The organism is Kitasatospora sp. NBC_00458 (genome assembly GCF_036013975.1).
GTDB lineage: Bacteria > Actinomycetota > Actinomycetes > Streptomycetales > Streptomycetaceae > Kitasatospora.
The window spans coordinates 3,436,897-3,456,700 of the sequence record NZ_CP107904.1 but is presented as its reverse complement, the minus strand read 5'-3'; the positions used below and the strand labels follow the sequence as shown (position 1 = coordinate 3,456,700).

The 19,804-nt window shown below is 74.9% G+C and carries 18 protein-coding genes; 13 read left to right on the top strand and 5 right to left on the bottom strand.

Features of this window, described 5'->3' with window-relative positions; translation table 11 throughout:
- Positions 1 to 51 precede the first annotated feature (51 nt).
- The gene (locus OG550_RS13785) at positions 52 to 510 is read right to left on the bottom strand and encodes an SsgA family sporulation/cell division regulator (protein WP_327677362.1); all 459 of its coding nucleotides are present in this window, start codon (positions 508 to 510) and stop codon (positions 52 to 54) included.
- A gap of 309 nt (positions 511 to 819) precedes the next feature.
- Between OG550_RS13785 and OG550_RS13780 the strand changes: the two genes are divergently transcribed.
- The 3 genes from OG550_RS13780 (at position 820) to OG550_RS13770 (ending at position 4,824) form a co-directional block, all read left to right on the top strand.
- Entirely contained in the window at positions 820 to 2,652 is a 1,833-nt protein-coding gene (locus OG550_RS13780) for a DEAD/DEAH box helicase (RefSeq protein ID WP_327683872.1), read from the top strand.
- A 550-nt stretch (positions 2,653 to 3,202) separates the two neighbouring features.
- The gene (locus tag OG550_RS13775) at positions 3,203 to 3,853 is read left to right on the top strand and encodes an IclR family transcriptional regulator (protein ID WP_270146684.1); all 651 of its coding nucleotides are present in this window, start codon (positions 3,203 to 3,205) and stop codon (positions 3,851 to 3,853) included.
- 164 nt (positions 3,854 to 4,017) lie between these two features.
- Positions 4,018 to 4,824 carry a S16 family serine protease gene (locus OG550_RS13770; RefSeq protein ID WP_327677358.1) on the top strand — a complete coding sequence of 269 codons (807 nt, stop codon included), beginning with the start codon at positions 4,018 to 4,020 and terminating at the stop codon, positions 4,822 to 4,824.
- Between the two features lie 99 nt (positions 4,825 to 4,923).
- Here the strand turns inward: OG550_RS13770 and OG550_RS13765 are convergent, their stop codons facing one another.
- Positions 4,924 to 5,385 (bottom strand): Lrp/AsnC family transcriptional regulator, encoded by a 462-nt coding sequence (locus tag OG550_RS13765; protein WP_327683870.1) that lies wholly within the window; start codon positions 5,383 to 5,385, stop codon positions 4,924 to 4,926.
- 429 nt (positions 5,386 to 5,814) lie between these two features.
- Here OG550_RS13765 and OG550_RS13760 point away from each other — a divergent pair, with 429 nt between their 5' ends.
- Positions 5,815 to 6,345 (top strand): VOC family protein, encoded by a 531-nt coding sequence (locus OG550_RS13760; protein WP_442905992.1) that lies wholly within the window; start codon positions 5,815 to 5,817, stop codon positions 6,343 to 6,345.
- A 21-nt stretch (positions 6,346 to 6,366) separates the two neighbouring features.
- Here the strand turns inward: OG550_RS13760 and OG550_RS13755 are convergent, their stop codons facing one another.
- Positions 6,367 to 6,921 carry a hypothetical protein gene (locus OG550_RS13755; protein ID WP_327677356.1) on the bottom strand — a complete coding sequence of 185 codons (555 nt, stop codon included), beginning with the start codon at positions 6,919 to 6,921 and terminating at the stop codon, positions 6,367 to 6,369.
- Between the two features lie 178 nt (positions 6,922 to 7,099).
- Between OG550_RS13755 and OG550_RS13750 the strand changes: the two genes are divergently transcribed.
- From OG550_RS13750 to OG550_RS13735, 4 genes are all read left to right on the top strand, one after another.
- On the top strand, positions 7,100 to 7,825 hold the full coding sequence (locus OG550_RS13750) for a response regulator transcription factor (RefSeq protein WP_327677355.1): 726 nt from the start codon (positions 7,100 to 7,102) through the stop codon (positions 7,823 to 7,825).
- Positions 7,822 to 9,450: a sensor histidine kinase gene (locus OG550_RS13745; RefSeq protein WP_327677353.1), complete on the top strand. Its 1,629-nt coding sequence runs from the start codon at positions 7,822 to 7,824 to the stop codon at positions 9,448 to 9,450. Before OG550_RS13750 ends, OG550_RS13745 begins: the two co-directional genes overlap by 4 nt.
- 281 nt (positions 9,451 to 9,731) lie before the next feature.
- Positions 9,732 to 11,384, top strand: coding sequence for a glycoside hydrolase family 18 protein (locus OG550_RS13740; protein WP_327677350.1), 1,653 nt, complete (start codon positions 9,732 to 9,734; stop codon positions 11,382 to 11,384).
- A 174-nt stretch (positions 11,385 to 11,558) separates the two neighbouring features.
- A complete protein-coding gene (locus OG550_RS13735; protein ID WP_327677348.1) occupies positions 11,559 to 12,959 on the top strand; it encodes a glycosyltransferase 87 family protein in 1,401 nt (466 codons plus the stop codon).
- Between the two features lie 311 nt (positions 12,960 to 13,270).
- Here the strand turns inward: OG550_RS13735 and OG550_RS13730 are convergent, their stop codons facing one another.
- Complete coding sequence (locus OG550_RS13730) at positions 13,271 to 13,687, bottom strand: SsgA family sporulation/cell division regulator (protein WP_327677346.1); 417 nt, start codon at positions 13,685 to 13,687, stop codon at positions 13,271 to 13,273.
- A gap of 399 nt (positions 13,688 to 14,086) precedes the next feature.
- Here OG550_RS13730 and OG550_RS13725 point away from each other — a divergent pair, with 399 nt between their 5' ends.
- Both OG550_RS13725 and OG550_RS13720 read left to right on the top strand, forming a co-directional pair.
- Positions 14,087 to 15,658: an RDD family protein gene (locus tag OG550_RS13725; protein ID WP_327677344.1), complete on the top strand. Its 1,572-nt coding sequence runs from the start codon at positions 14,087 to 14,089 to the stop codon at positions 15,656 to 15,658.
- Between the two features lie 81 nt (positions 15,659 to 15,739).
- Complete coding sequence (locus OG550_RS13720; RefSeq protein WP_327677343.1) at positions 15,740 to 16,462, top strand: RDD family protein; 723 nt, start codon at positions 15,740 to 15,742, stop codon at positions 16,460 to 16,462.
- A gap of 79 nt (positions 16,463 to 16,541) precedes the next feature.
- On the opposite strand, the gene OG550_RS13715 is transcribed toward OG550_RS13720, so the two are convergent.
- On the bottom strand, positions 16,542 to 16,769 hold the full coding sequence (locus OG550_RS13715; protein WP_327677341.1) for a hypothetical protein: 228 nt from the start codon (positions 16,767 to 16,769) through the stop codon (positions 16,542 to 16,544).
- Between the two features lie 248 nt (positions 16,770 to 17,017).
- Between OG550_RS13715 and OG550_RS13710 the strand changes: the two genes are divergently transcribed.
- From OG550_RS13710 to OG550_RS13700, 3 genes are all read left to right on the top strand, one after another.
- A complete protein-coding gene (locus OG550_RS13710; RefSeq protein ID WP_327677339.1) occupies positions 17,018 to 17,752 on the top strand; it encodes an endonuclease V in 735 nt (244 codons plus the stop codon).
- Between the two features lie 154 nt (positions 17,753 to 17,906).
- A complete protein-coding gene (locus OG550_RS13705; protein ID WP_327677337.1) occupies positions 17,907 to 18,359 on the top strand; it encodes a hypothetical protein in 453 nt (150 codons plus the stop codon).
- Entirely contained in the window at positions 18,356 to 19,777 is a 1,422-nt protein-coding gene (locus OG550_RS13700; protein WP_327677335.1) for a WXG100 family type VII secretion target, read from the top strand. The genes OG550_RS13705 and OG550_RS13700 overlap by 4 nt, the downstream gene beginning before the upstream one ends.
- Positions 19,778 to 19,804 lie beyond the last annotated feature (27 nt).

The window sequence follows — 19,804 nt, the reverse complement described above, 5'->3', positions numbered from 1 at the left end:
GTGCGGGCGCACGGGTCGTCCCCGGTCCGCCCGCGGGCAGCGGCCGGCGGCTCAGCCGAGCAGCTCGGCGAGCGCGCGGTCGGCGTCCAGGTGCAGGTGCTCCTCGCCCTCCGGCACGATCAGCCGGCTGCGCCACAGGAAGCGCCGCAGGTCCGCGGAGTCGAACTGGACCAGCGCGGTGCCCTCCGGCGCCCTCAGCTCGACCATGGTGCGCCGGCCGAGCGCGGGCCGGACGTGCACGTCGCCGGCGCCGGAGGGCAGCTCCAGGCCGGCGCCGAGCAGCTGCCGGGCGAACACCCAGACGATGTCGTCCTCGCGGCCGTCGCGGCCGTCGCCGCCGTCGGAGCCGGAGCCGTCGGTCCGGTCGTCCAGCGAGAACTCGGCGGGGAAGGCCATCCGCACGGCGAGGGGGTCCTCCGGCAGGTAGGCCAGGGTCACCCGGAGCCGGACGGAACGCTGGGGGGAGAGGATCAGACGGGCCTGGACGGTCTCTTCGACGACGGTGTGCACGGCGGGTTCCCTTCGCTGGTGTGAGGCCGGTGACGGCTGAGGAGGGTGGGGCGGCCTCACACCAGTGAGAGACGGTCCGGGGGGTTCCGATTACCCGCTTTCCCCGGGCTTTCGATGTGACCTGCGTCACGTCGCTTTCCGGCCGCGCGAGCCACGCGCGGACCCGGCCCGGCCGCCCGAACGGCGCCGGGCCCGGTAGGCTGGGCGGGTTGCCCGATCGCCGTCCGACCGCGGGACGGGGCCGCCATACCGCCCCTGACCTGCGATGATCCCCCCTCGGAGACCGTGAGTACTGCCGCCGCCTCCTCGATGCCGCTCTTCTCCGACGCGGACGAGCCGCATGCGCCCGTCCGGACCGTCGGCCATGCGGCGCCGACCACGTCGCACCACCTGTCGCCGGCCTTCCCCGGCCGCGCCCCCTGGGGCACCGCCGGCAAGCTCCGGGCCTGGCAGCAGGGGGCGCTGGACAAGTACATCGAGAAGCAGCCGCGGGACTTCCTCGCGGTCGCGACCCCGGGCGCAGGCAAGACCACCTTCGCGCTGACCCTGGCCTCGTACCTGCTCCACAACCACCTGGTGCAGCAGATCACCGTGGTCGCGCCGACCGAGCACCTGAAGAAGCAGTGGGCCGAGGCCGCCGCGCGGATAGGCATCAGGCTGGACCCGGCGTACTCGTCCGGCCCGCTCTCCAGGGACTACCACGGCATCGTGGTCACCTACGCGGGCGTCGGCGTGAACCCGATGCTGCACCGCAACCGGACCGAGGCCCGCAAGACGCTGGTCATCATGGACGAGATCCACCACGCCGGTGACTCGAAGTCCTGGGGCGAGGCCTGCTTCGAGGCCTTCGAGCCCGCCGCCCGCCGGCTGGCACTGACCGGGACGCCGTTCCGCTCGGACACCAACCCGATCCCCTTCGTCCAGTACGAGGCGGGCGGCGACGGCATCCGGAAGTCGGTGGCCGACTACACCTACGGCTACGGGCACGCGCTCGCCGACCACGTCGTCCGTCCGGTGATCTTCCTGTCGTACAGCGGGAACATGCGCTGGCGCACCAAGTCCGGCGACGAGCTGGAGGCCCGGCTCGGCGAGCCGATGACCAAGGACCTGATCGCCCAGGCCTGGCGGACCGCGCTGGCTCCGCAGGGCGAGTGGATCCCGGCCGTGCTCCAGGCCGCCGACCGCCGGCTGGGCGAGGTCCGCAAGGCGATCCCGGACGCCGGCGGCCTGGTGATCGCCACCGACCAGAACACCGCGCGCGCCTACGCCAAGATGCTGCGGGAGATCACCGGGGAGAAGGCCACCGTGGTGCTCTCCGACGAGGCCGAGGCGTCCAAGCGGATCTCCGACTACGCGGCCGGCGACTCGCGCTGGATGGTCGCCGTCCGGATGGTGTCCGAGGGCGTCGACGTCCCGCGCCTGGCCGTCGGTGTGTACGCCACCTCGATCTCCACCCCGCTCTTCTTCGCGCAGGCCGTCGGCCGGTTCGTGCGCGCCCGCAAGCGCGGCGAGACGGCCTCCGTCTTCCTGCCGACCATCCCGACGCTGCTGGGCTTCGCCAACGAGATGGAGCTGCAGCGCGACCACGTGCTGGACCGGCCGAAGAAGGAGGGCGAGGGCCTCTTCGACGAGGAGGACCGGCTGCTCGCCGAGGCCGAGCGGGCCGACGACGGCCCGGACGGCGCCGGCGGCGACGAGTTCTCGTACGAGGCGCTGGGCTCCGACGCGGTCTTTGACCGGGTGCTGTACAACGCCATGGAGTTCGGCATGCAGGCGCACCCGGGCAGCGAGGAGGAGGAGGAGTACCTCGGCATCCCGGGCCTGCTGGAGCCGGACCAGGTGCAGATGCTGCTGCAGAAGCGCCAGCACCGGCAGATCCAGCGGAGCAAGGGCAAGCCGGCCGAGGAGGCCGACCTGCTGGAGCTGCCCGCCGAGCAGCGCCCGGTCGTGACCCACCAGGAACTCCGGGAGCTGCGCAAGGAGTTGAACGCGCTGGTGGCCGCCTGGCACCACCGTACGAGCCAGCCGCACGGCACCGTGCACAACGAGCTGCGCCGCCAGTGCGGCGGTCCGCTGACCGCGCAGGCGACCGCCAACCAGCTGAAGGCGCGGATCGCCCGGATCCGGGAGTGGGCGAAGTGACGGGCGGTCGGTGGGCGGGGTCCGCCCCGGCACGCGGGCGTTGACCCGGGTGTGGGGAGTCCCCACCCGGTGCGAGGGGCGCTGACCCGGTGCGAGGGGCGCCGACCCCTGCGCCCGTTCGCGAGGACGCGCCGCCGCTCGGCGCCGCGACGGCCCGGACGGTCCTTCGCAAGCTCCTCCGACCCGGGTGCGGGGCTCCGCCCGCTCCGCCCGCTCCGCCCGCTCCGCCCGGAGTGTCCGGACTTCGGACTGTGGTCGAACCGGTGGGCGGCCGGGGCGGGCGGAATATTGCCCTTTGCCCGGTTTTGTCAAGAGCGCAAGAATTGATCTTGCCCGAATTTTGGACAAGCACTTCCGCCGCCGCAATTCCTTCACTACCTTTCCCACACGCTCTCCCGCCGGGCGATCCCCGCGAGACGGGCGCGCAGGGCCCCAGGACGTCAAGGACGACACACCGCGGCCCGAGCGCGGCCACCCACCCTGCGCGCGACATTTCGAGTCCCGGACCGGTCAGCCGATCCGCGACCCGCCGCGGAAAGGAATGCGCGTCGTGACTGCAGAGACCTCCCAGACCCTGGACCGTGGTGTTCGGGTCCTCAAACTCCTCGCCGACTCGGAGCGCGGGCTCACCGTGACCGAGCTGGCGGCCCGGCTCGCCGTCAACCGGACCGTCGTCTACCGGCTGCTGGCCACCCTGGAGCAGCACGGGCTGGTCCGCCGGGACATCGGCGGCCGCGCCCGGGTGGGCCTGGGCGTGCTGCGGCTCGCCCACCGCGTCCACCCGCTGCTGCGCGAGGCCGCGCTGCCCGCCCTGCGCAGCCTCGCCGAGGACCTCGGCGCCACCGCGCACCTCACCCTGGTGGACGGCAACGAGGCGCTGGCGGTGGCCGTGGTCGAGCCCAGCTGGACCGACTTCCACGTCGCCTACCGGACCGGGCTCCGCCACCCCCTGGGGGAGAGCGCCGCCGGCCGGGCCATCCTGGAGGCGCGGGCCTTCCCGAGCCAGCGCAGGCCCGAGCAGGGGTTCGTCATCACCCGGGCGGAGGAGCAGTCCGGGGCGTCCGGCGCGGCCGCCGCGCTGCTGGGGCTGAGCGGGATCGAGGGCAGCGTCGGCGTGGTGATGCTCAACGGGCTCGTCCCGGAGCGGGTCGGCCCGCGGGTGGTGGAAGCGGCCACCGAGGTCGCCGACGCGCTGCGCTAGAGGATCTCGACGCGGCGCGCCGCCTCCTTCGACGCGCCGCGCCGGAGGAGGCGGCGCCGGCCGTGCCGCGCCCCGGGGCCGGACGGCCGGCGGAACGTCCGGGCGACCGTTCGGGTGACCGTGTGTGTGCCCGTCCGGTGGCCCGGGTGTGTTTGGATGCCTCTGTGTCCGACTCCAAGCTGCCCAAGGCCCTGACCGCCCCCCGGACCCGAGCGCTCGCGCTCTGCGGGGCGCTGGTCGCCGCGCTGTTCGGCGTGGCCGCCTTCGTCCCGCTGCCCTACACGCTGACCTGGCCGGGCGTGACCGCGGACACCCTCGGCAGCTACCAGGACCGGCAGGTGCTGACCATCACCGGCGCCCCGGTCCGGACCCCCCGGGGGCAGCTGCGGATGGTCACCATCTCGGCGACCAACCCGGGGGAGCGGACCACCCTCTGGCGTTCGCTCCAGGCCTGGTTCGACCAGGACGAGGCCGTCCGGCCGACCGACACGGTCTACCCGCAGGGCGACCCGGCCAAGGCCGAGGAGGTGACGGCCCAGCAGATGGCGGAGTCGCAGGACAGCGCCACCACGGCCGCGCTCTCCTACCTCCACCTCTCGCCCGACCAGGTGAAGGTGAAGGTCGACCTCGGCGACATCGGCGGCCCGAGCGCGGGCCAGATGCTGGCGCTGGGGATCGTCGACAAGCTCGCGGGGGACGGCAAGGGCGGCGACCTCACCGGCGGGCTGACCGTCGCGGGCACCGGGACCATCGACGACGACGGCGTGATCGGTGCCGTGGGCGGGGTGCCGCTCAAGACGCAGGCGGCCGCGCGGGACGGTGCGACGGTGTTCCTGCTGCCGAAGGACGAGTGCGCGGACGCGAAGGTGAACACGCCCGAGGGGCTGCGGCTGGTGCCGGTGGGGACGCTGTCGGAGGCGGTGTCGGCGCTGGACGCGCTGCGGGCCGGCGGGACCGTTCCCGGCTGCTGAGGGCCGGTGCCCCGGGCCCGGCGGTCGCGCCGGGGACGGCGGCCAGGTCGGGTGCGGGCGGGTACGGCCGTGCGGGCGGGTACGCGGGTGGCGGGCCGGTCACTCCGCCGCGGCCTGGTCGACCAGCGGCAGGATCCGGTACGGCACCGGGTTCTCCAGGGCGATCGCCGTCGAGGACCGGACGATCCCGTCGAACCCCACCACCCGGTCGATCACCCGCTGCAGGTCGGCGTTGGAGCGGGCCACGATCCGCACCATCATGTCGCCGTGGCCGGTGATGGTGTGCAGCTCCAGCACCTCCGGCACCGCCGCCAGGTGCCTGCGCACGTCCGCGCCCTGGCCCTGGGAGATCTCCAGGGTCGCGAAGGCCGTCACCGGGTACCCCAGCGCGGCCGGGTCCACCTCGGGGCCGAAGCCGCCGATCACCCCCCGCGACTGGAGCCGGTCCAGCCGCGCCTGCACCGTGCCGCGGGCGACCTGGAGGCGGCGCGAACACTCCAGCACCCCGATCCGGGGCTCCTCGGCGAGCAGCCGGATCAGCCGGCCGTCCAGCGCGTCGATCGCGTCGTTGGTGCTTCCGGCGGTGCCCGCGGCGGCACTCCCCGGGGCGCCGCCGGGGGCGGCCGCCGGGGCGCCGGTGGGCGTGCCGCCGGGCGCGCCGGGGGCGCCGCCGCCGGAGCCGCCCTCGGGCAGGGGGCCGGACGCGGCGCCGATCGGGCCGGAATGTCCTTGGCCGACAGGCGAGTTGGACGATCCGGGGGAGCTGGGGGCGTGGGCGGGGGGCATCGCGGGCTCCGTCCTCCGGTAGGCATTCTGTACAGCGGTGCGGCCGATTCTCCCGCCCCGGAGCACACCTTGACCAGGAGGAAACGGAACAGTTGCGTGGAGGTCGACTCGGCGCCACCCTCCAGCCACAACCCCGTGAGCCGGTCCCCACGCCGGTGCGCGGGAGCGGAACCCGTGGTCCGTACACCTACCGGGAGGGCCGGAATGACCGAGACCGCCACCGAACCCGTGCTGCTCACCGCCGGACTGGGAGAGCCCGGCCTCGTCCCGATGGGACACGCCGACGCGGTGGTCTTCGCGGTCGGCGACGCCGAGCGGGCGGCCCGCCGCTACACCGTCGCGCTCGGCCTGCGCTGTACCGCCTACGCCGGGCCCGAGACCGGCGAGCCGGAGACCGTCTCCTACGTGCTGCGGGCACCGGGGACGCGCTTCGTGCTGACCTCCCTCGTCCAGGTGATCGGTCCGCGCGGCCGGGAACTGGCCGGGCACCTGGCCCGGCACGGCGACGGCGTGATCGACCTCGCGGTGTCCGTGCCGGACGTCTGTTACGCCTACGACTACGCGGTCGACCGCGGTGCGGCCTCGCTCGCCGAGCCCTACGAGGTGCGGGACGCGTACGGCACGGTGGTGCTCGCCGCGATCGGGGTGCCCGGCGGGACCAGGCACACGCTGGTCGACCGCTCCCGGTACACCGGCCCCTACCTGCCCGGGTACGTCCCCTTCGAGCGGTGGTGACGGCCGGCGGGGCGACCGCGGTCAGCGGGTGACGGTGTCGACGACCGGCGGGTGGCCGTTCCAGTAGACGAACACCGAGTTGGCCTGGTCGTCCTTGGTGAAGTCCACCCGCAGCCACTGCGGGCCGTTCCAGACCTGCATCTTCCAGCCCGAATCCGGCGTGGCGGAGATCAGTGAGGCGTTGTCCGTCCGGAGGTCCAGGGCGACCTTGCCGCCCGGGACGAGGTAGCTGCGCACGGAGGACGTGGTGGTGGTGGCCGGTGCCGGTCGGTGCGAGGAGGGGGCGGCGGCCGTGGGGGCCGGGGGTGCCACGGGGGCGGTGGGGCGCGGGGCGGTCGCCGACGCGGTCGGCGTCGGCGCGGGCGACTCCGGAGGGGTCGCCGACTGCGGCCGGGTCGCCGAGGGCGTCGGCGACGGTCTCGCCCCGTCGGCCGACGCCGGGGACGGCAGCGGCAGCGCGGTGGGCTGTTCGAAGGCGGCGCCGGTCAGCACCGCGTGCACGCCGAGCCAGGACAGCGCCACCGCCGCCCCGGTGGCCGCCGCCCAGGCGCCGAGCTGTACCAGTCCGTTCCGCATCGTGCGCACATCCTGCCGTACTCCCGGGCCGGACAGACCGGCGCCCCGGTACTTAGGCAGGGAACTTGCACAAACCCCGGGCGGCCCGGCCGGACCGGTCGCGACCCGTCCGCCGGGCCCGGCCGGAGCCACCCCGAGGTACAGACCATTCGAGGCCGATGGCGTACCGTGCAGCCCCATGGCTACAGTGCTCGTGGTCGAGGACGACCCCTTCGTGCGATCCGCCCTCATCCGCCACCTGTCCGACACCGGCCACGCGGTTCGCAGCGTGGGCACGGCACTTGAGGCGCTGCGCGAGGTCGCCCAGGTCGGGTGCGACCTGGTGATCCTCGACCTCGGCCTGCCCGACCTGGACGGCAGCGAGGCGCTCAAGATGATCCGTGGACTGACCAACGTCCCGGTGATCATCTCCACCGCGCGCGACGACGAGGCCGAGATCGTCCGGCTGCTCAACGACGGCGCCGACGACTACCTGGTGAAACCGTTCTCCGGGGAGCACCTCAGCGCCCGGATGGCCGCCGTGCTGCGCCGGCTGGGCGGCGGCGCCGCCCCGGTCAGCCAGGTGCTGCGGGTCGGCGGGCTGGCCATCGACCTCCAGCGGAGGGAGGCCTCGCTGGACGGGCGGCAGCTCGACCTGACGCGCCGCGAGTTCGACCTGCTGGCCTTCCTGGCCGCGCGCCCGGGCGTGGTCGTGCCGCGCAAGGAGATCCTGGCCGAGGTGTGGCGGCAGACCTACGGCGGTGACCAGACCATCGACGTGCACCTCTCCTGGCTGCGCCGCAAGCTCGGCGAGACCGCGTCCAGCCCCCGCTACCTGCACACCGTGCGCGGCGTCGGGGTCCGGCTGGAGGCCGCCGGGCACCCCGCCGGGCCCGGGCCCGCCCCCGTGGAGCGGCGGACATGAGGAAGTTCGGACACTCGCTGCGCTGGGCCCTGATCAAGGCCGCCGTGGCCGGGACCACCATGGTCGCGCTGGCCTTCCTCATCCCGCTCGGCCTGATGGTCCAGCAGACCGCCCGGGACCGGTCGTTCACGGCGGCCGAGCGGCAGGCGGCGGCGCTCGGCCCCGCGCTCGCCATCACCACCAACCAGGACGCCATCGCCCGCGCGGTGGCGTCCACGGACGCGGGTGCGCAGGGTCGGATGGCCGTGCACCTGCCGCCGCCGGAGGGTGCGTCGGGCGGCGCCTCGGGCGCCGGGACCGCCGCGCCGGGCGGCGCGTCGTCCGCCGGGACCGCCGCTCCGGGGGGTGCGTCGGGCGTCTCGGCCGCCGGTTCGGGCAGCGGTCAGGGCAGTACCGCGGGTGGCGGTCCGGGCAGTTCCGCGGCCGGGCCGGGGCCGGCCCCGGCGGGGGCCGGGGTGCAGGCCGGGGCCGGGCCGTCCGGCGGTGTGACCATCGGAGAGTTCCGCGCGCTGGACGCCGACGTGTCCAGCGCCCGTGAGCAGGGCCGCTCGTTCACCGTCGAGGTCCCGGGCGGGTACGCGCTGCTCCAGCCGGTCGCCGTGGACACCGTCCGGACCGCCGTGGTCGAGGTGTTCGTGGCCGACGGCGACCTCACCCGGGGCGTCTCCACCGCCTGGCAGGTGCTCTCCGGGGTCGCGTTGGCCCTGGTCGCCATCTCGGTCCTGGTCGCCGACCGGATGGGCGCGCGGATCGTCGCCTCCGCCCGCCGGCTGGCCGCCGCCGCCCGTTCGCTGGGCTCCGGCAACCTCAGCGTCCGGGTCCCGGTGGAGGGCAAGCAGGCCGCGGGGAGCCCCGAGGAACTGCGCGAGGCCGGCCACGCGTTCAACGCGATGGCCGACCGTGTCGTTCAACTGCTGGCTGCAGAACGCGAGTTGGCCGCCGACCTGTCGCACCGGCTGCGCACCCCGCTGACCGTGCTGCGGCTCAACGCGGCCTCGCTCGGCGAGGGGGACGCGGCGGACGCCACCCGGCACGCCGTCTCCCAGCTGGAGCGCGAGGTCGACCAGATCATCCGCTCGGCCCGCCGGGCCCCCGAGGACGCGCCGGCCGTCACGGTCGGCTGCGACGCCGCCGAGGTGATCCGGGAGCGGGTCGGCTTCTGGTCCGCGCTCGCCGAGGACGAGGGCCGCCGCTGGCAGCTGGCCGGCGCCGACCGGGAGACGCCGGTCCCGGTCCAGCGCGGCGACCTCGCCGCGGCCGTGGACGCGCTGCTCGGCAACGTGTTCCGGCACACCACGGTCGGCACCGCCTTCTCGGTGGACGTGCTGGCCACGGAGAGCGCGGTCATCGTGCTGGTCGGCGACGCCGGCCCGGGCTTCACCGATCCGGAGGCCGCCCTGAAGCGCGGGGAGGGCCACGGCGGGGAGGGCTCCACCGGCCTCGGGCTGGACATCGTCCGCAAGCTGGCCGAGGCCACCGGCGGCGACCTCGCGCTCGGCCGGTCCGCCGTGCTCGGTGGTGCCGAGATCCGGCTCCGGCTGCAGAACCGGCAGGACGGCACCGCGCCGGCGCGGAGCGGACGGACCAGCCGGCGCCGCGGCCGGGGTGCGCTGTTCTCCCGCTGATCGCCCGTCCGATGACTTGGCGAAAGGTTTCGGCACCGGGGTGAGGAGGAGTCCGCCCCTCTTTCTTAAGTGCACCGTAAGGGAGCTGTACCCCTGGCTCAGCAGGCGGGTTTCGGCCATCCGGCGCCGCTAGCGTCGTCCGCGCCGGTCATCCCGACCGCGCCGGTCGCCCTCGACCGAGCCGGGTCACTCTCGCCCGCGACGGGTCCACGCACCCGCCGCGTCCTGCGGACACCGTGACCCACCCGGCCCACACCTGCCAGCCCCGGAGGTACGCCCCCATGACGACCCAGCAGCCCGACCGCCGTTCAGGACGCCGCCGGCGCAGCCGCAAGGGAGCCGTCCTCGCGGCCTCGGCCGTCGCCGCCGCCCTGGTCGCGGGGGGCGTCGTCGTCCTCGCCTCCTCGGCCAGCGCCGCCTCGCTCGGCGCGGTCTACACCCGCACCAGCAGCTGGGACGCCGGCTACACCGGCCAGTACCTGGTCACCAACCCGGACAGCAGCGCGATCGAGGACTGGACGCTCACCTTCGACCTGCCGGCCGGAGCGAAGATCGACTCGCTCTGGAACGCCACCTACACCGCCGAGGGCCAGCACGTCACCGTCAAGCCGGAGTCGTGGAGCAAGCGGCTGGATCCGGGCAAGAGCATCGTGGTCGGCTTCGTCGCCCAGGGCGCCGGCGGCGCGCAGGCCGAGCCGGGCAACTGCCTGATCAACAAGGCCTCCTGCAAGGCCGGGGACGGGACGGCGCCCACCCCGTCGGGGCGGCCGACCACCACCGCCTCCCCCTCCGCGTCGGCCACGGCGACCGCCACCGCGACCGCGACCGCCACGGCGACCGCGTCGGCCACCGCCACCGCCACCGCCACCCCGACCAAGCCCGGCTCACCGAGCCCGACCGCCACCACCAAGCCCACCACCCCGGCGCCGACGCCCACCGCGACGGCGACCGCGACCGCCACCACGCCGGCCCCGACGCCCACCGCCACCGCGACGGGCACCCCCGCCCCGGTCGCCGGCGCCGGCTTCGCCCCGTACGTGGACACCTCGCTCTACCCGCCCTACGACCTGGTCGCCACCGCCAAGGCCACCGGCGTCAAGGACTTCAACCTGGCCTTCGTCGTCTCCGGTGGCGGCTGCACCCCGAAGTGGGGCGGCGTCAGCGACCTCGCCGCCGACGCCGTGGCCGCCCAGATCGGCGCCCTCCGCGCCCTCGGCGGCGACGTCCGGGTCTCCTTCGGCGGCGCCAACGGCAGCGAGCTCGCCCTCGCCTGCTCCTCGGTGGCCGACCTGACCGCCGTCTACCAGAAGACCGTCGACACCTTCGGCCTCACCAAGGTCGACTTCGACGTCGAGGGCGGCGCGATCGCCAACACCGCGGCCAACACCCGCCGCGCCCAGGCCATCGCCCAGCTGCAGAAGACCGCCGCCGCCAAGGGCAAGGCCCTCGACGTCTCCTACACCCTGCCCGCGCTGCCCTCCGGCCTGACCCAGGAGGGCGTCAACCTGGTCGCCGACGCCAAGAACAACGGCGTCGCGATCGGCGCGGTCAACATCATGGCGATGGACTTCGGCGACGGCGTCGCCCCGAACCCGCAGGGCCAGATGGGCAAGTACGCGATCGCCGCGGCCACCGCCACCCAGGCCCAGGTCAAGAGCGTGCTGGGCCTCGACGACGCGGCCGCCTGGCGCAAGGTCGCGGTCACCCCGATGATCGGCGTCAACGACGTCGCCAGCGAGGTCTTCACCGTCGCCGACGCCAAGCAGCTCGCCGACTTCGCCAAGTCCAAGCACCTGGCCTGGCTGGCGATGTGGTCCGGCACCCGCGACAAGGCCTGCGAGGGCGGCGCCAAGGCGTACGCCGACGCCAGCTGCAGCTCCATCGTCCAGCAGCCGCTCGACTTCACCCGCGCGCTCGGCGCCTACACCGGCTGACCTCCCCGGGTACCGGACCGGTACCCGCCCGCAGACTCCGGCCGACCGTGCCCCGACCGCAACGGGGTACGGCCGGCCGGCACCATTGTCACCCTCCGTGATCGGCCTCGCCGGGTCCGCCCGACGGGCATCGGGTATCGTCGCTGGTTGGCCGAACGGTGGACGGAGCGAACAGTGACAGCGGTGCAAGACGAGCGCAGCGCGGTGCGGAACGTACCGGAGCAGGCGCCCGCCCCCCTGTCGGACCGGCTGCGGACCGCCCTCGGCGCGCCGGTCCGCGCCCTGCGCGAGGCCCCGCGCCGCCCGCTGCTGGCCGTGTCCGCGCTGGCGCTGTTCTCCCTGGTCGCCTACGCCGTCGTGCGGCACTTCGCACACACCTCGATGGTGGACATGATCGTCTACCGGGCCGAGGGCGCGGCCGTCGCCAACGGCGGCGACCTCTACGCGCTGCGCGTCACCCAGTGGAACCTGCCCGCCACCTACCCGCCGTTCGCCGCGATGCTCTTCGTGCCGACGACCTGGTTCCCGGTGCCGTTCCTCCGGGTCGCGGTCACGCTTTGCAACCTCGGGCTGCTGGCCCTGCTCACCCACCTGTCGTTCAAGCTGGTCGGCTGGCCGCGCCGCGAACTGCGCCCGATCGGCGTGATCCTGGTCACCGGCGCCGGCGTCTGGCTCGAACCCGTCTACACCACGCTGCGCTACGGCCAGATCAACCTCGCCCTCGCCTGCCTGATCCTCTGGGACCTCACCCGGCCCGACGGTCGGCGCAGCAAGGGCATCGCCATCGGCATCGCCGCCGGGATCAAGCTCACCCCCGGCCTGTTCGCCGTCTACCTGCTGATCACCGGCCGGGTCCGCGCCGCCTTCGTGGCCGGCGCCACCTTCCTCGGCACCTTCCTGATCGGCGCCGTCGTCCTGCCCGACGCGACCTGGGGCTTCTGGACCAAGTACCTCTACGACTCCTCGCGGGTCGGCAAGACCGAGATCGTCGACAACCAGGCGCTGAGCGGCGCCGTCGCCCGCCTCCTGCACACCGCTGAACCCGGGGCGGCGAGCACACTGGCCGGCGCGGCCGTCGCGGTGGCCGGACTCGGGATCGCCGCCTGGGCCGCGACCAGCTCCCGCTGGCTGCCGCGCGCCGAGGCGTGGGGCGTCTGCTGCGCCGCCGTCACCGCCGTCCTGATCTCGCCGATCAGCTGGACCCACCACTGGGTCTGGTGCGTGCCGGTGCTCGCCCTGCTCGCCTGCGAGGCGGCGGTCGAACACGCCCGTCCGGCCGCCGTCCGGAAGGTCCGCTGGCGGGCCGCCTTCGGGGCCACGCTGGTGGCCTTCCTCTCCTTCTCGATGTGGGCCGCCAAGCCCCAGGGCGCGCTGGTGCTGGAGCTCTCACCGCTCCGCCAGATCCCGACCTCGGTCTACCCGCTGGTCGGGATCTGCTTCCTGCTGGCCGCCGCACTGCGGATAAGGGCCCGGCGGGCGGCGGCCGGAGCGCCGCTGGTGACGCTGCCCGGCCAGCGCGACGGCGGACGGCCGGGACCCGCGCGCGAACGTCAGCAGGCCCCCGCGGCCCGCTGAGTCGCCGGCGGGCCGCGCCGGGCCGTGCGGTGCCGAGCCGTGCGGTGCCGAGCCGTGCGGTGCCGTCGGGCCGTGCGGTGTCGAGTCGTGCGGTGCCGTCGGGCCGTGCGGTGCCGAGCCGTGCGGTGCCGTCGAGCTCCGGGGTGCCGTCGAGCCGTCGACGGGCTCGGCCGGGTCGCCGGGCTTCGCCGCGTCCGCGGTCGTCCTCACCGCACCGTCGGGGGCCGTCGGGCCGTCGGCGACCGCCGGTTCGGCGGGGTCCGTCGGGCCCTCCTGGGCGGGCCGGGCGTGGTGCGCCCGGGCCGGGCCGATCACGCGAGCAACTCGGCCAGCGAACCGTCCATGTCGAGCGCGGCCATCTCGCTGCCCGGCGGCACCAGCCGGTGCGCCCGCTCCAGCCAGGCGGCCACCGCCGGCAGCGGAGCCTCCAGCAGCGCGTCCCCGGCCGGGGAGCTCAGTGCCAGACAGAGCACGCTGCGCCGGCCCGAGCGGGTCGGCCAGATCCGGACGTCCCCCTGCCCGCAGGGCCGGAAGGTGCCCTCCACCAGCAGCTCCCGCGCGAACACCCAGGTGACCGGCGAGCCGGTGTCCAGGTGGAAGGTGATGTGGACGGCGTAGGGGTCGTGGCTGCCGTACGACAGCCGGGCCGGTACGGGGACGCTGTGCTCGGGGGAGAGCACCAGGTTGAGCTCCAGCTCGTGCTCGACCACGCTCGTCGGGCGCTCCATGATCGGATTCCTCTCTACCTGCGGTTCACGCCCGGTTCCGGGCCCTGTGCCCTTGGAGAGCGCGGCGCGGGGGCGCTCTTACACGTGTTTCCGAGATTTCTCGGCGGAGAGCCGCCGATCGGGGTTTCGGGGGTGGTGAACGCGGGGCAGCGGGCGCATGATCGGGCGTTCGCGCCGTCTTCCTTACCGTGGGCGGGCCCGGGCTGTCCGGGGAACGGCCAACTTCGCCTCGGGGGTCCGCCGAGGCACTACCCTTTGTGACTGTCCGGCGACTTTCCGCCCAACCGGCGGCGCCCCCTCGCGCGCGCCGGCACCGCCGCCTCCCACGTCGCCCCGGCACCGTCGCGCGCACCCCTCGCCGGGCGAGCCGCACCGGCCCTGCCAGGAAAGAAGACCCCCATGACGGACCGGCCCCTCGCGGGCGGCAGCACGGAGACGGCGGCCGGTCCCGCGCCGGGCTACTACCCCGACCCCTCCGTCCCCGGCTTCGTCCGCTACTGGGGCGGTACCGCCTGGGTGCCCGGTACCAGCCGGCCCGCGCCCGCCGAGGGCGAGGTCCTGGAGCCGCCCCGGTACGCGACCCGGCGGCCGGGCACGGCGGCGGCCGGGGTGGGCGCGCGGTACGTGCCGCCGCCGACGGCTGCGGCCGAGCCCGTCGAGCGGGCCCGGCCGGCGACGGCCGGGGACACCGGGCCGGTGTACCTGGACCAGACCTCGGGCGGCGCCTCGTTCACCTTCGCGATGCCGGAGGGCGGGCCGGTCTTCCGGCCGGGCGGGGAGGCGGCGGGCCCGGCGGCAGGTCCGGCGGCGGTCGGGTTCCCGGGCGCGGACTCTGCGGCCCCCGTGGCCCCGGCGGCCCCTGTCGTCCCAGCGGCCCCTGTCGTCCCGGCGATTCCCGTGGTCCCCGTGGCCCCGGCGGTCCGCGCGGACTGGTCGGGCCCGGAGACCGGGGCGCACGCGGTGGTGGCGGAGGCCGGTGCGGCGCCCGCCGGGTCGCCGGCGTGGCACGGGCCGGTGGAGCCGGGAGCCGCGCCGCGCTGGGTCTCCTGGGGCGCGGGTGCCGGTGGGGAGGCGCCCGCCGAGGCGGCCGCGCCGGTGCCGCTCCGGGCCGTGGCCCTGGCGCCCGGGCCGGTGCCGGCGGAGGCCCCGGTGGCTCCGGCGGAGTCCCCGGAGGCCGACGGGCCGCGCGGGCTGCCGACGGCGGTCGCCGCAGCCGCGCCGTCCGTCCCTGCGCCGTCCGCCCCCGCGCCCGTGGCCCCGGCGCCCGCCCCTCCTGCGGAGCCCGCCGCGCCCGTGGCCCCGGCCGCTGCCGCGTCCGCCGCACCCGAGGCCACCGCCTCCCGTCCGGCCGCTTCCCCGCCGGCAGAGTCCCGTCCTGCTGCGGCCCTCCCGGCCGCCTCCCGTCCGGCCACGACCCGGCGCCGCTCCGGAGCCGCACCGAGACCCGCCGGGCTGGGCCGCCGGACCGCCGCCCGCCTGGTGGACACCGCCGTCCTGGCCGTCGTCGCCACCGCCGCCGGGATCCCACTCGGCACCTCCGTCGCGGACCACCTCCAGGAGAAGCTCGCCCGGGCCAGGATGGCCAGCCGGCTCACCCACCGTCAGCTGGACGTCTGGCTGGTGGACGGCGTGGTGGCCGGGAAGGTCGCCGTCCTGCTCGGCATCCTCCTCTTCACCGGCCTGTTCTACGAGGTCCTGCCGACCGCCCGCACCGGCCAGACCTTCGGCAAGCGACTGGCCCGGATCCGGGTGGTCGACGCGGACGCCGCCCGGGCCGTCACCCCGTCCACCGCCCGGGCCGTCCGGGCCGCCCGGACGGCCCGGCTCGGTTTCGGCCGCTCGCTGAGCCGGTGGCTGGTCGGACAGGTGTCGGTGCTGCTGCTGGTCGGCCTGGTCCGGCCGCTGTTCGACCGCCCCGCCCGGCGCGGCTGGCACGACCGGGCGGCCCGCACCCGGGTGGTGCGGCTCTGACACGGGCTCACCCGGAGCCAGGTCGGACAAAACCGACCAAATATCCCAAGTTCATAGAATGTGTGATGTTCTACTCGGGGAATGAGCACCCACGACCCCTCAGGCCCCGAGCCGGAGGGGGGCGGCCAGCCCTCCTTCGACAAGAAGCCCCCGCAGCACGGCGGCGGCACGCCGGAAGGTACGCCGTCGGACCCGTACGGCACCCCGCCACCGTCCGGCAGCCCCTCCGACCGCCCCGGCGCGTACGGCGGCGACTACGGCGGTTCGCCGTACGGGCAGGGCCAGCCCCCGCCCGGCCGGTCACCCTACGACCAGCCCCCGCCCGGCTACGGCCCCGGCCCCGCCGGCTACGGCACGCCCGGCGCCGGCCCCGTCCCGGGGATGCCGCCGCTCGGCAGCTGGCCCAACCGGATCGTCGCCCAGCTGATCGACTACCTGCTGGTACAGGCCGTCGCGGTCCTCCTGGTGCTGCCCTTCGCCAGCCTCTCCGACAGCTCGGGCTCCGCCGGCGCCTTCTGGCTCGCCTGCGCGATCTACCTCGTCTACGACGGCGTGATGCTCGGCCGCGACGGCCAGACCCTCGGCAAGAAGGCCATGAAGATCCGGGTCGCCATGCTGATCGACGGCAGCCCCCCGACCCAGTCCGCCGCCTGGACCCGGGCGGCCGTCTTCATCCTGCCCGCCGTCATCTGCTGCGCCTGGCTCTGGTGGCTGATCGACGGCATGTTCGGCGTCTTCGACAAGCCCTACCGCCAGTGCATCCACGACAAGGCCGCCAAGACGGTGGTGGTCACCACGGGCTGATCCGGCCCGCCCAGCCCGCACTCCACGTACGCCGCATCCCGGACGTACCCCGCACCCCGGACCGCCCGGTGGCGCCGCCTCAGCGCTGCCGGGCGTACCCGTGCCCGGCGGCCGGCGGCTCCGCGCGGCCAGCGGCGGCCCGCACCGACAGCACCGTCACCAAGGTGCCGAGAGCGAGCGCGAAGCCCACCGCCACCGCCACCTCCACCACGCCCTCGGCGCCGGTGGCGGCCAGCAGCGCCACCGTGGCGGCGACGACGGTGAACACACCGAGGACGAACTGGGCCGGAGTCGGGCGGCGCGGCATGGCGGAGTCCTTCGCACGTCGGGGGGAACGGGCGGGTCGTACCGGATGCCAGAAGACCTACCCGTAACGGGAGTTCGGGAGACCCGGCCGACCCTCCGGCATTCCGACCAGGCTAACCCGCGTCACCCGGGGCACGGGGGGCGCACAGGCTCACCCCGGGGTCGTCCGCCCCGCTGGGTACGGTGGGCCACGACCGAACAGCTCCACCCGAACCGACCGACCGCTCCGCACACCCAGGGGGAACCGCCGTGCCCATCCCCGCCGACTGGCCCACCACCGAGGCCCAGGCGCTCGCCGAACAGGAGCGGCTCCGCCCGCTCGTCCAGTCGTACGGGGCCATCGCCGACGGTTCCGACGGCCCCGACGGCCCTGCCCCGGACGGCACGGACGACCGGCTCATCGCCGGCGTCGACGTCGCCTACGACGACGAACGCGACCTCGTCGTCGCAGCCGCCGTCGTCCTCGACCTCGCCACCCTCGACGTCGTCGAGGAAGCCACCGCCACCGGCCGGATCGCCTTCCCCTACATCCCCGGCCTGCTCGCCTTCCGCGAACTGCCCGCCGTCCTCGACGCCCTCGCCGCCCTCACCCGCCGCCCCGGCACCGTCGTCTGCGACGGCTACGGCCTCGCCCACCCGCGCCGCCTCGGCCTCGCCAGCCACCTCGGCGTCCTCACCGGCCTGCGCACCCTCGGCGTCGCCAAGACCCCGTTCACCTTCGACCACCGGGACCCGGGCCCCGCCCGCGGCGACCGGACCCCGCTCACCGACCCCGCCACCGGCGAAGAGGTCGGCAGCGCCGTCCGCACCCGGCCCGGCGTCAAACCCGTCTTCGTCTCCGTCGGCCACCGCATCGGCCTGACCGAAGCCGTCGACACCACCCTCGCCCTCGCCACCCGCTACCGGCTCCCCGAAACCACCCGCCACGCCGACTCGCTCTGCCGCCGAGCCCTGAGCGCCCTGCAGCGGACGTCCGTGAACTGACGGTCCGCCAGAACACCCGCGCCGCCCGGGCGGAGACCGTTCGGCTCACCCGGGCCGTGTGTTACACATGACCCACCGGGCGCGCCACCCGACGACGGCACCGCACCGGCACCGCGAACGACACACCGGACGGACGTACGGGGAGGCGCCGCACGTGGCAACGGGGACCGGTACCGGACCGACCGGCGGGAGCGGCCGCGGCTACCGCGTCGAGGTCGAACAACTGCGCGCCTTCGCCGCCCAGGTACGGCTGCTGCTGGCCGAGTTCCAGCACCACGCCGACGGCACCGCGACACACGGCCGCAGCGGCATCGGTGGGAACGCCCTCGGAACCTTCGCCGAGGCCACCGACCTGCACGGCCGCTACCAGACCATGCGGGACGGCCTGCGCGACGTCCTCAACCAGCTCCAGGACGCCGTCGACGAGGCCCAGAGGAAGGCCGAACTCACCGCCACCAACTACGAGGAACAGGAACACCGCACCCGCAACAAGCTGAAACTCGGCGACGACGGCTGGTCCGTCGCCAACCCCTCCGCCACCAGCGCCGCCGCCTACGCCCGGACCGTGGCCCCCGCCCGGAACGACGACGGAAAGGGCGTCCGGTGAGGTACACCGACTTCACGGACTACAGCCACGCCGAACTCCGCAGGATGGCCCAGGCCCTCAACCCCGGCGAGGTGATGGCCGCCGCAGACCCCTGGCGCCGCGCCGCCGACACCCTCAAGGCCATCCGCACCACCCTCACCCGCGCCAGCACCGACGCCGCCACCTCCTGGGAGGGCAGCACCAGCGACGCCTTCCGCTCCCGCATGCTCCACCTCGCCACCACCATCAACAACGCCGCCTCCTACGCCAACGACGCCGCCATCACCCTCAAGGCCGTCTCCGAGGCCATCGCCAAGGCCAAACGCGACATGCCCGAGGAACCCGGCGGCTGGGACCAGTTCACCGACGGCGTCGGCGACACCTTCTCCGTCCTCTTCGGCGCCGACGACGAGGACAGCCGCACCGCCCTCGCCGACCAGCGCAGACTCGAAGCCGCCACCGTCATGCAGACCCTCGCCATGCACTACCGCACCGCGGCCCCCATGCTGAAGCCCCCGGGTCCGCCGGGGAGCAAGAAGGGCTCCAATCCGATCGATGACTTCTCGGAGGCCCCGACGGGCGACCCGAGCGGGTACACGGCCGTGGGGACCCTCCTCGGAGGGGCCGGCATCGGCAGTCTGGCCCCAGGCGGCAGGAACTCGGCAATCCGCCCGACAGCGGGACCAGTGCAGAGTCACACGAGCGGCGGCGCGGGTTCGGATGCGCCGGTGATCGGCGCCTCGGCCCAGCGCGGCTCATCGGCGACCTCCGAACCCGGAGTCAAGGGGGGTGTGGCCTCTCCGTCGCCGAAGGCCGGCACCGCGAACCTCGGCGTCGGCACTGTGGTCGGCGGACCGTGGCTCGATGTCCCGCCCGGGTCGGCATCCGGCGGTCCGTCGCACGGTTCGAGCGGTACGGGGATCCTCGGTACTCCGGTGAACGGTGGAAGCACGAGTCTTCCCGGTGAGGTGGCAGGAACCTCGGCTTCCGTCGGAAGGCAGGCAGTGGTGGGTGAGCCCGGCGCGGGTTGGACCAGACCGGTTGTCCCCGAGACCGGCCGGGAAGGCCTTCCTGCCCGTGCTGATCTCGGCCGTGGCGGCATCAGGTCCGATGCCGGGGGGACGCCCGCCGCGAGCGGCAGCGGCGGTCGTGGCGGTGGCGCTGTGATCGGAGTCGGCGAACGACCAGGGGCGGGGACGGGAAGCGGAGGCAAGCAAGCCTTCACCGAAGGAGGTTCCGGGCTGGGCGCCCAGAACCGGAGCCGGGCGATTGCCGTTCCCGGTGCCGCCGGAATGTCGCACGGTCCGATGTTCCCGCTGGGAGGCGCGCAGCGGTGGAGCAAGGAAGGCTGGAACGAGCGGAGGCGCCCTGAGTACCTCGTCGAGGACGAGGAGACCTGGGCGACGGACGAAACCGTCAATCCGGATGTGGTGAAGTGACGGTCAGCCGTCGGCGCCGGGTGATTC

Bases quoted from the DNA above. Each gene is read 5' to 3' on its own strand.
- OG550_RS13780 (WP_327683872.1), top strand. From the start codon at position 820: ATGCCGCTCTTCTCCGACGCGGACGAGCCGCATGCGCCCGTCCGGACC.
- OG550_RS13760 (WP_442905992.1), top strand. From the start codon at position 5,815: ATGACCGAGACCGCCACCGAACCCGTGCTGCTCACCGCCGGACTGGGA.
- OG550_RS13755 (WP_327677356.1), bottom strand. From the start codon at position 6,921: ATGCGGAACGGACTGGTACAGCTCGGCGCCTGGGCGGCGGCCACCGGG.
- OG550_RS13750 (WP_327677355.1), top strand. From the start codon at position 7,100: ATGGCTACAGTGCTCGTGGTCGAGGACGACCCCTTCGTGCGATCCGCC.
- OG550_RS13745 (WP_327677353.1), top strand. From the start codon at position 7,822: ATGAGGAAGTTCGGACACTCGCTGCGCTGGGCCCTGATCAAGGCCGCC.
- OG550_RS13740 (WP_327677350.1), top strand. From the start codon at position 9,732: ATGACGACCCAGCAGCCCGACCGCCGTTCAGGACGCCGCCGGCGCAGC.
- OG550_RS13730 (WP_327677346.1), bottom strand. From the start codon at position 13,687: ATGGAGCGCCCGACGAGCGTGGTCGAGCACGAGCTGGAGCTCAACCTG.
- OG550_RS13725 (WP_327677344.1), top strand. From the start codon at position 14,087: ATGACGGACCGGCCCCTCGCGGGCGGCAGCACGGAGACGGCGGCCGGT.
- OG550_RS13720 (WP_327677343.1), top strand. From the start codon at position 15,740: ATGAGCACCCACGACCCCTCAGGCCCCGAGCCGGAGGGGGGCGGCCAG.
- OG550_RS13715 (WP_327677341.1), bottom strand. From the start codon at position 16,769: ATGCCGCGCCGCCCGACTCCGGCCCAGTTCGTCCTCGGTGTGTTCACC.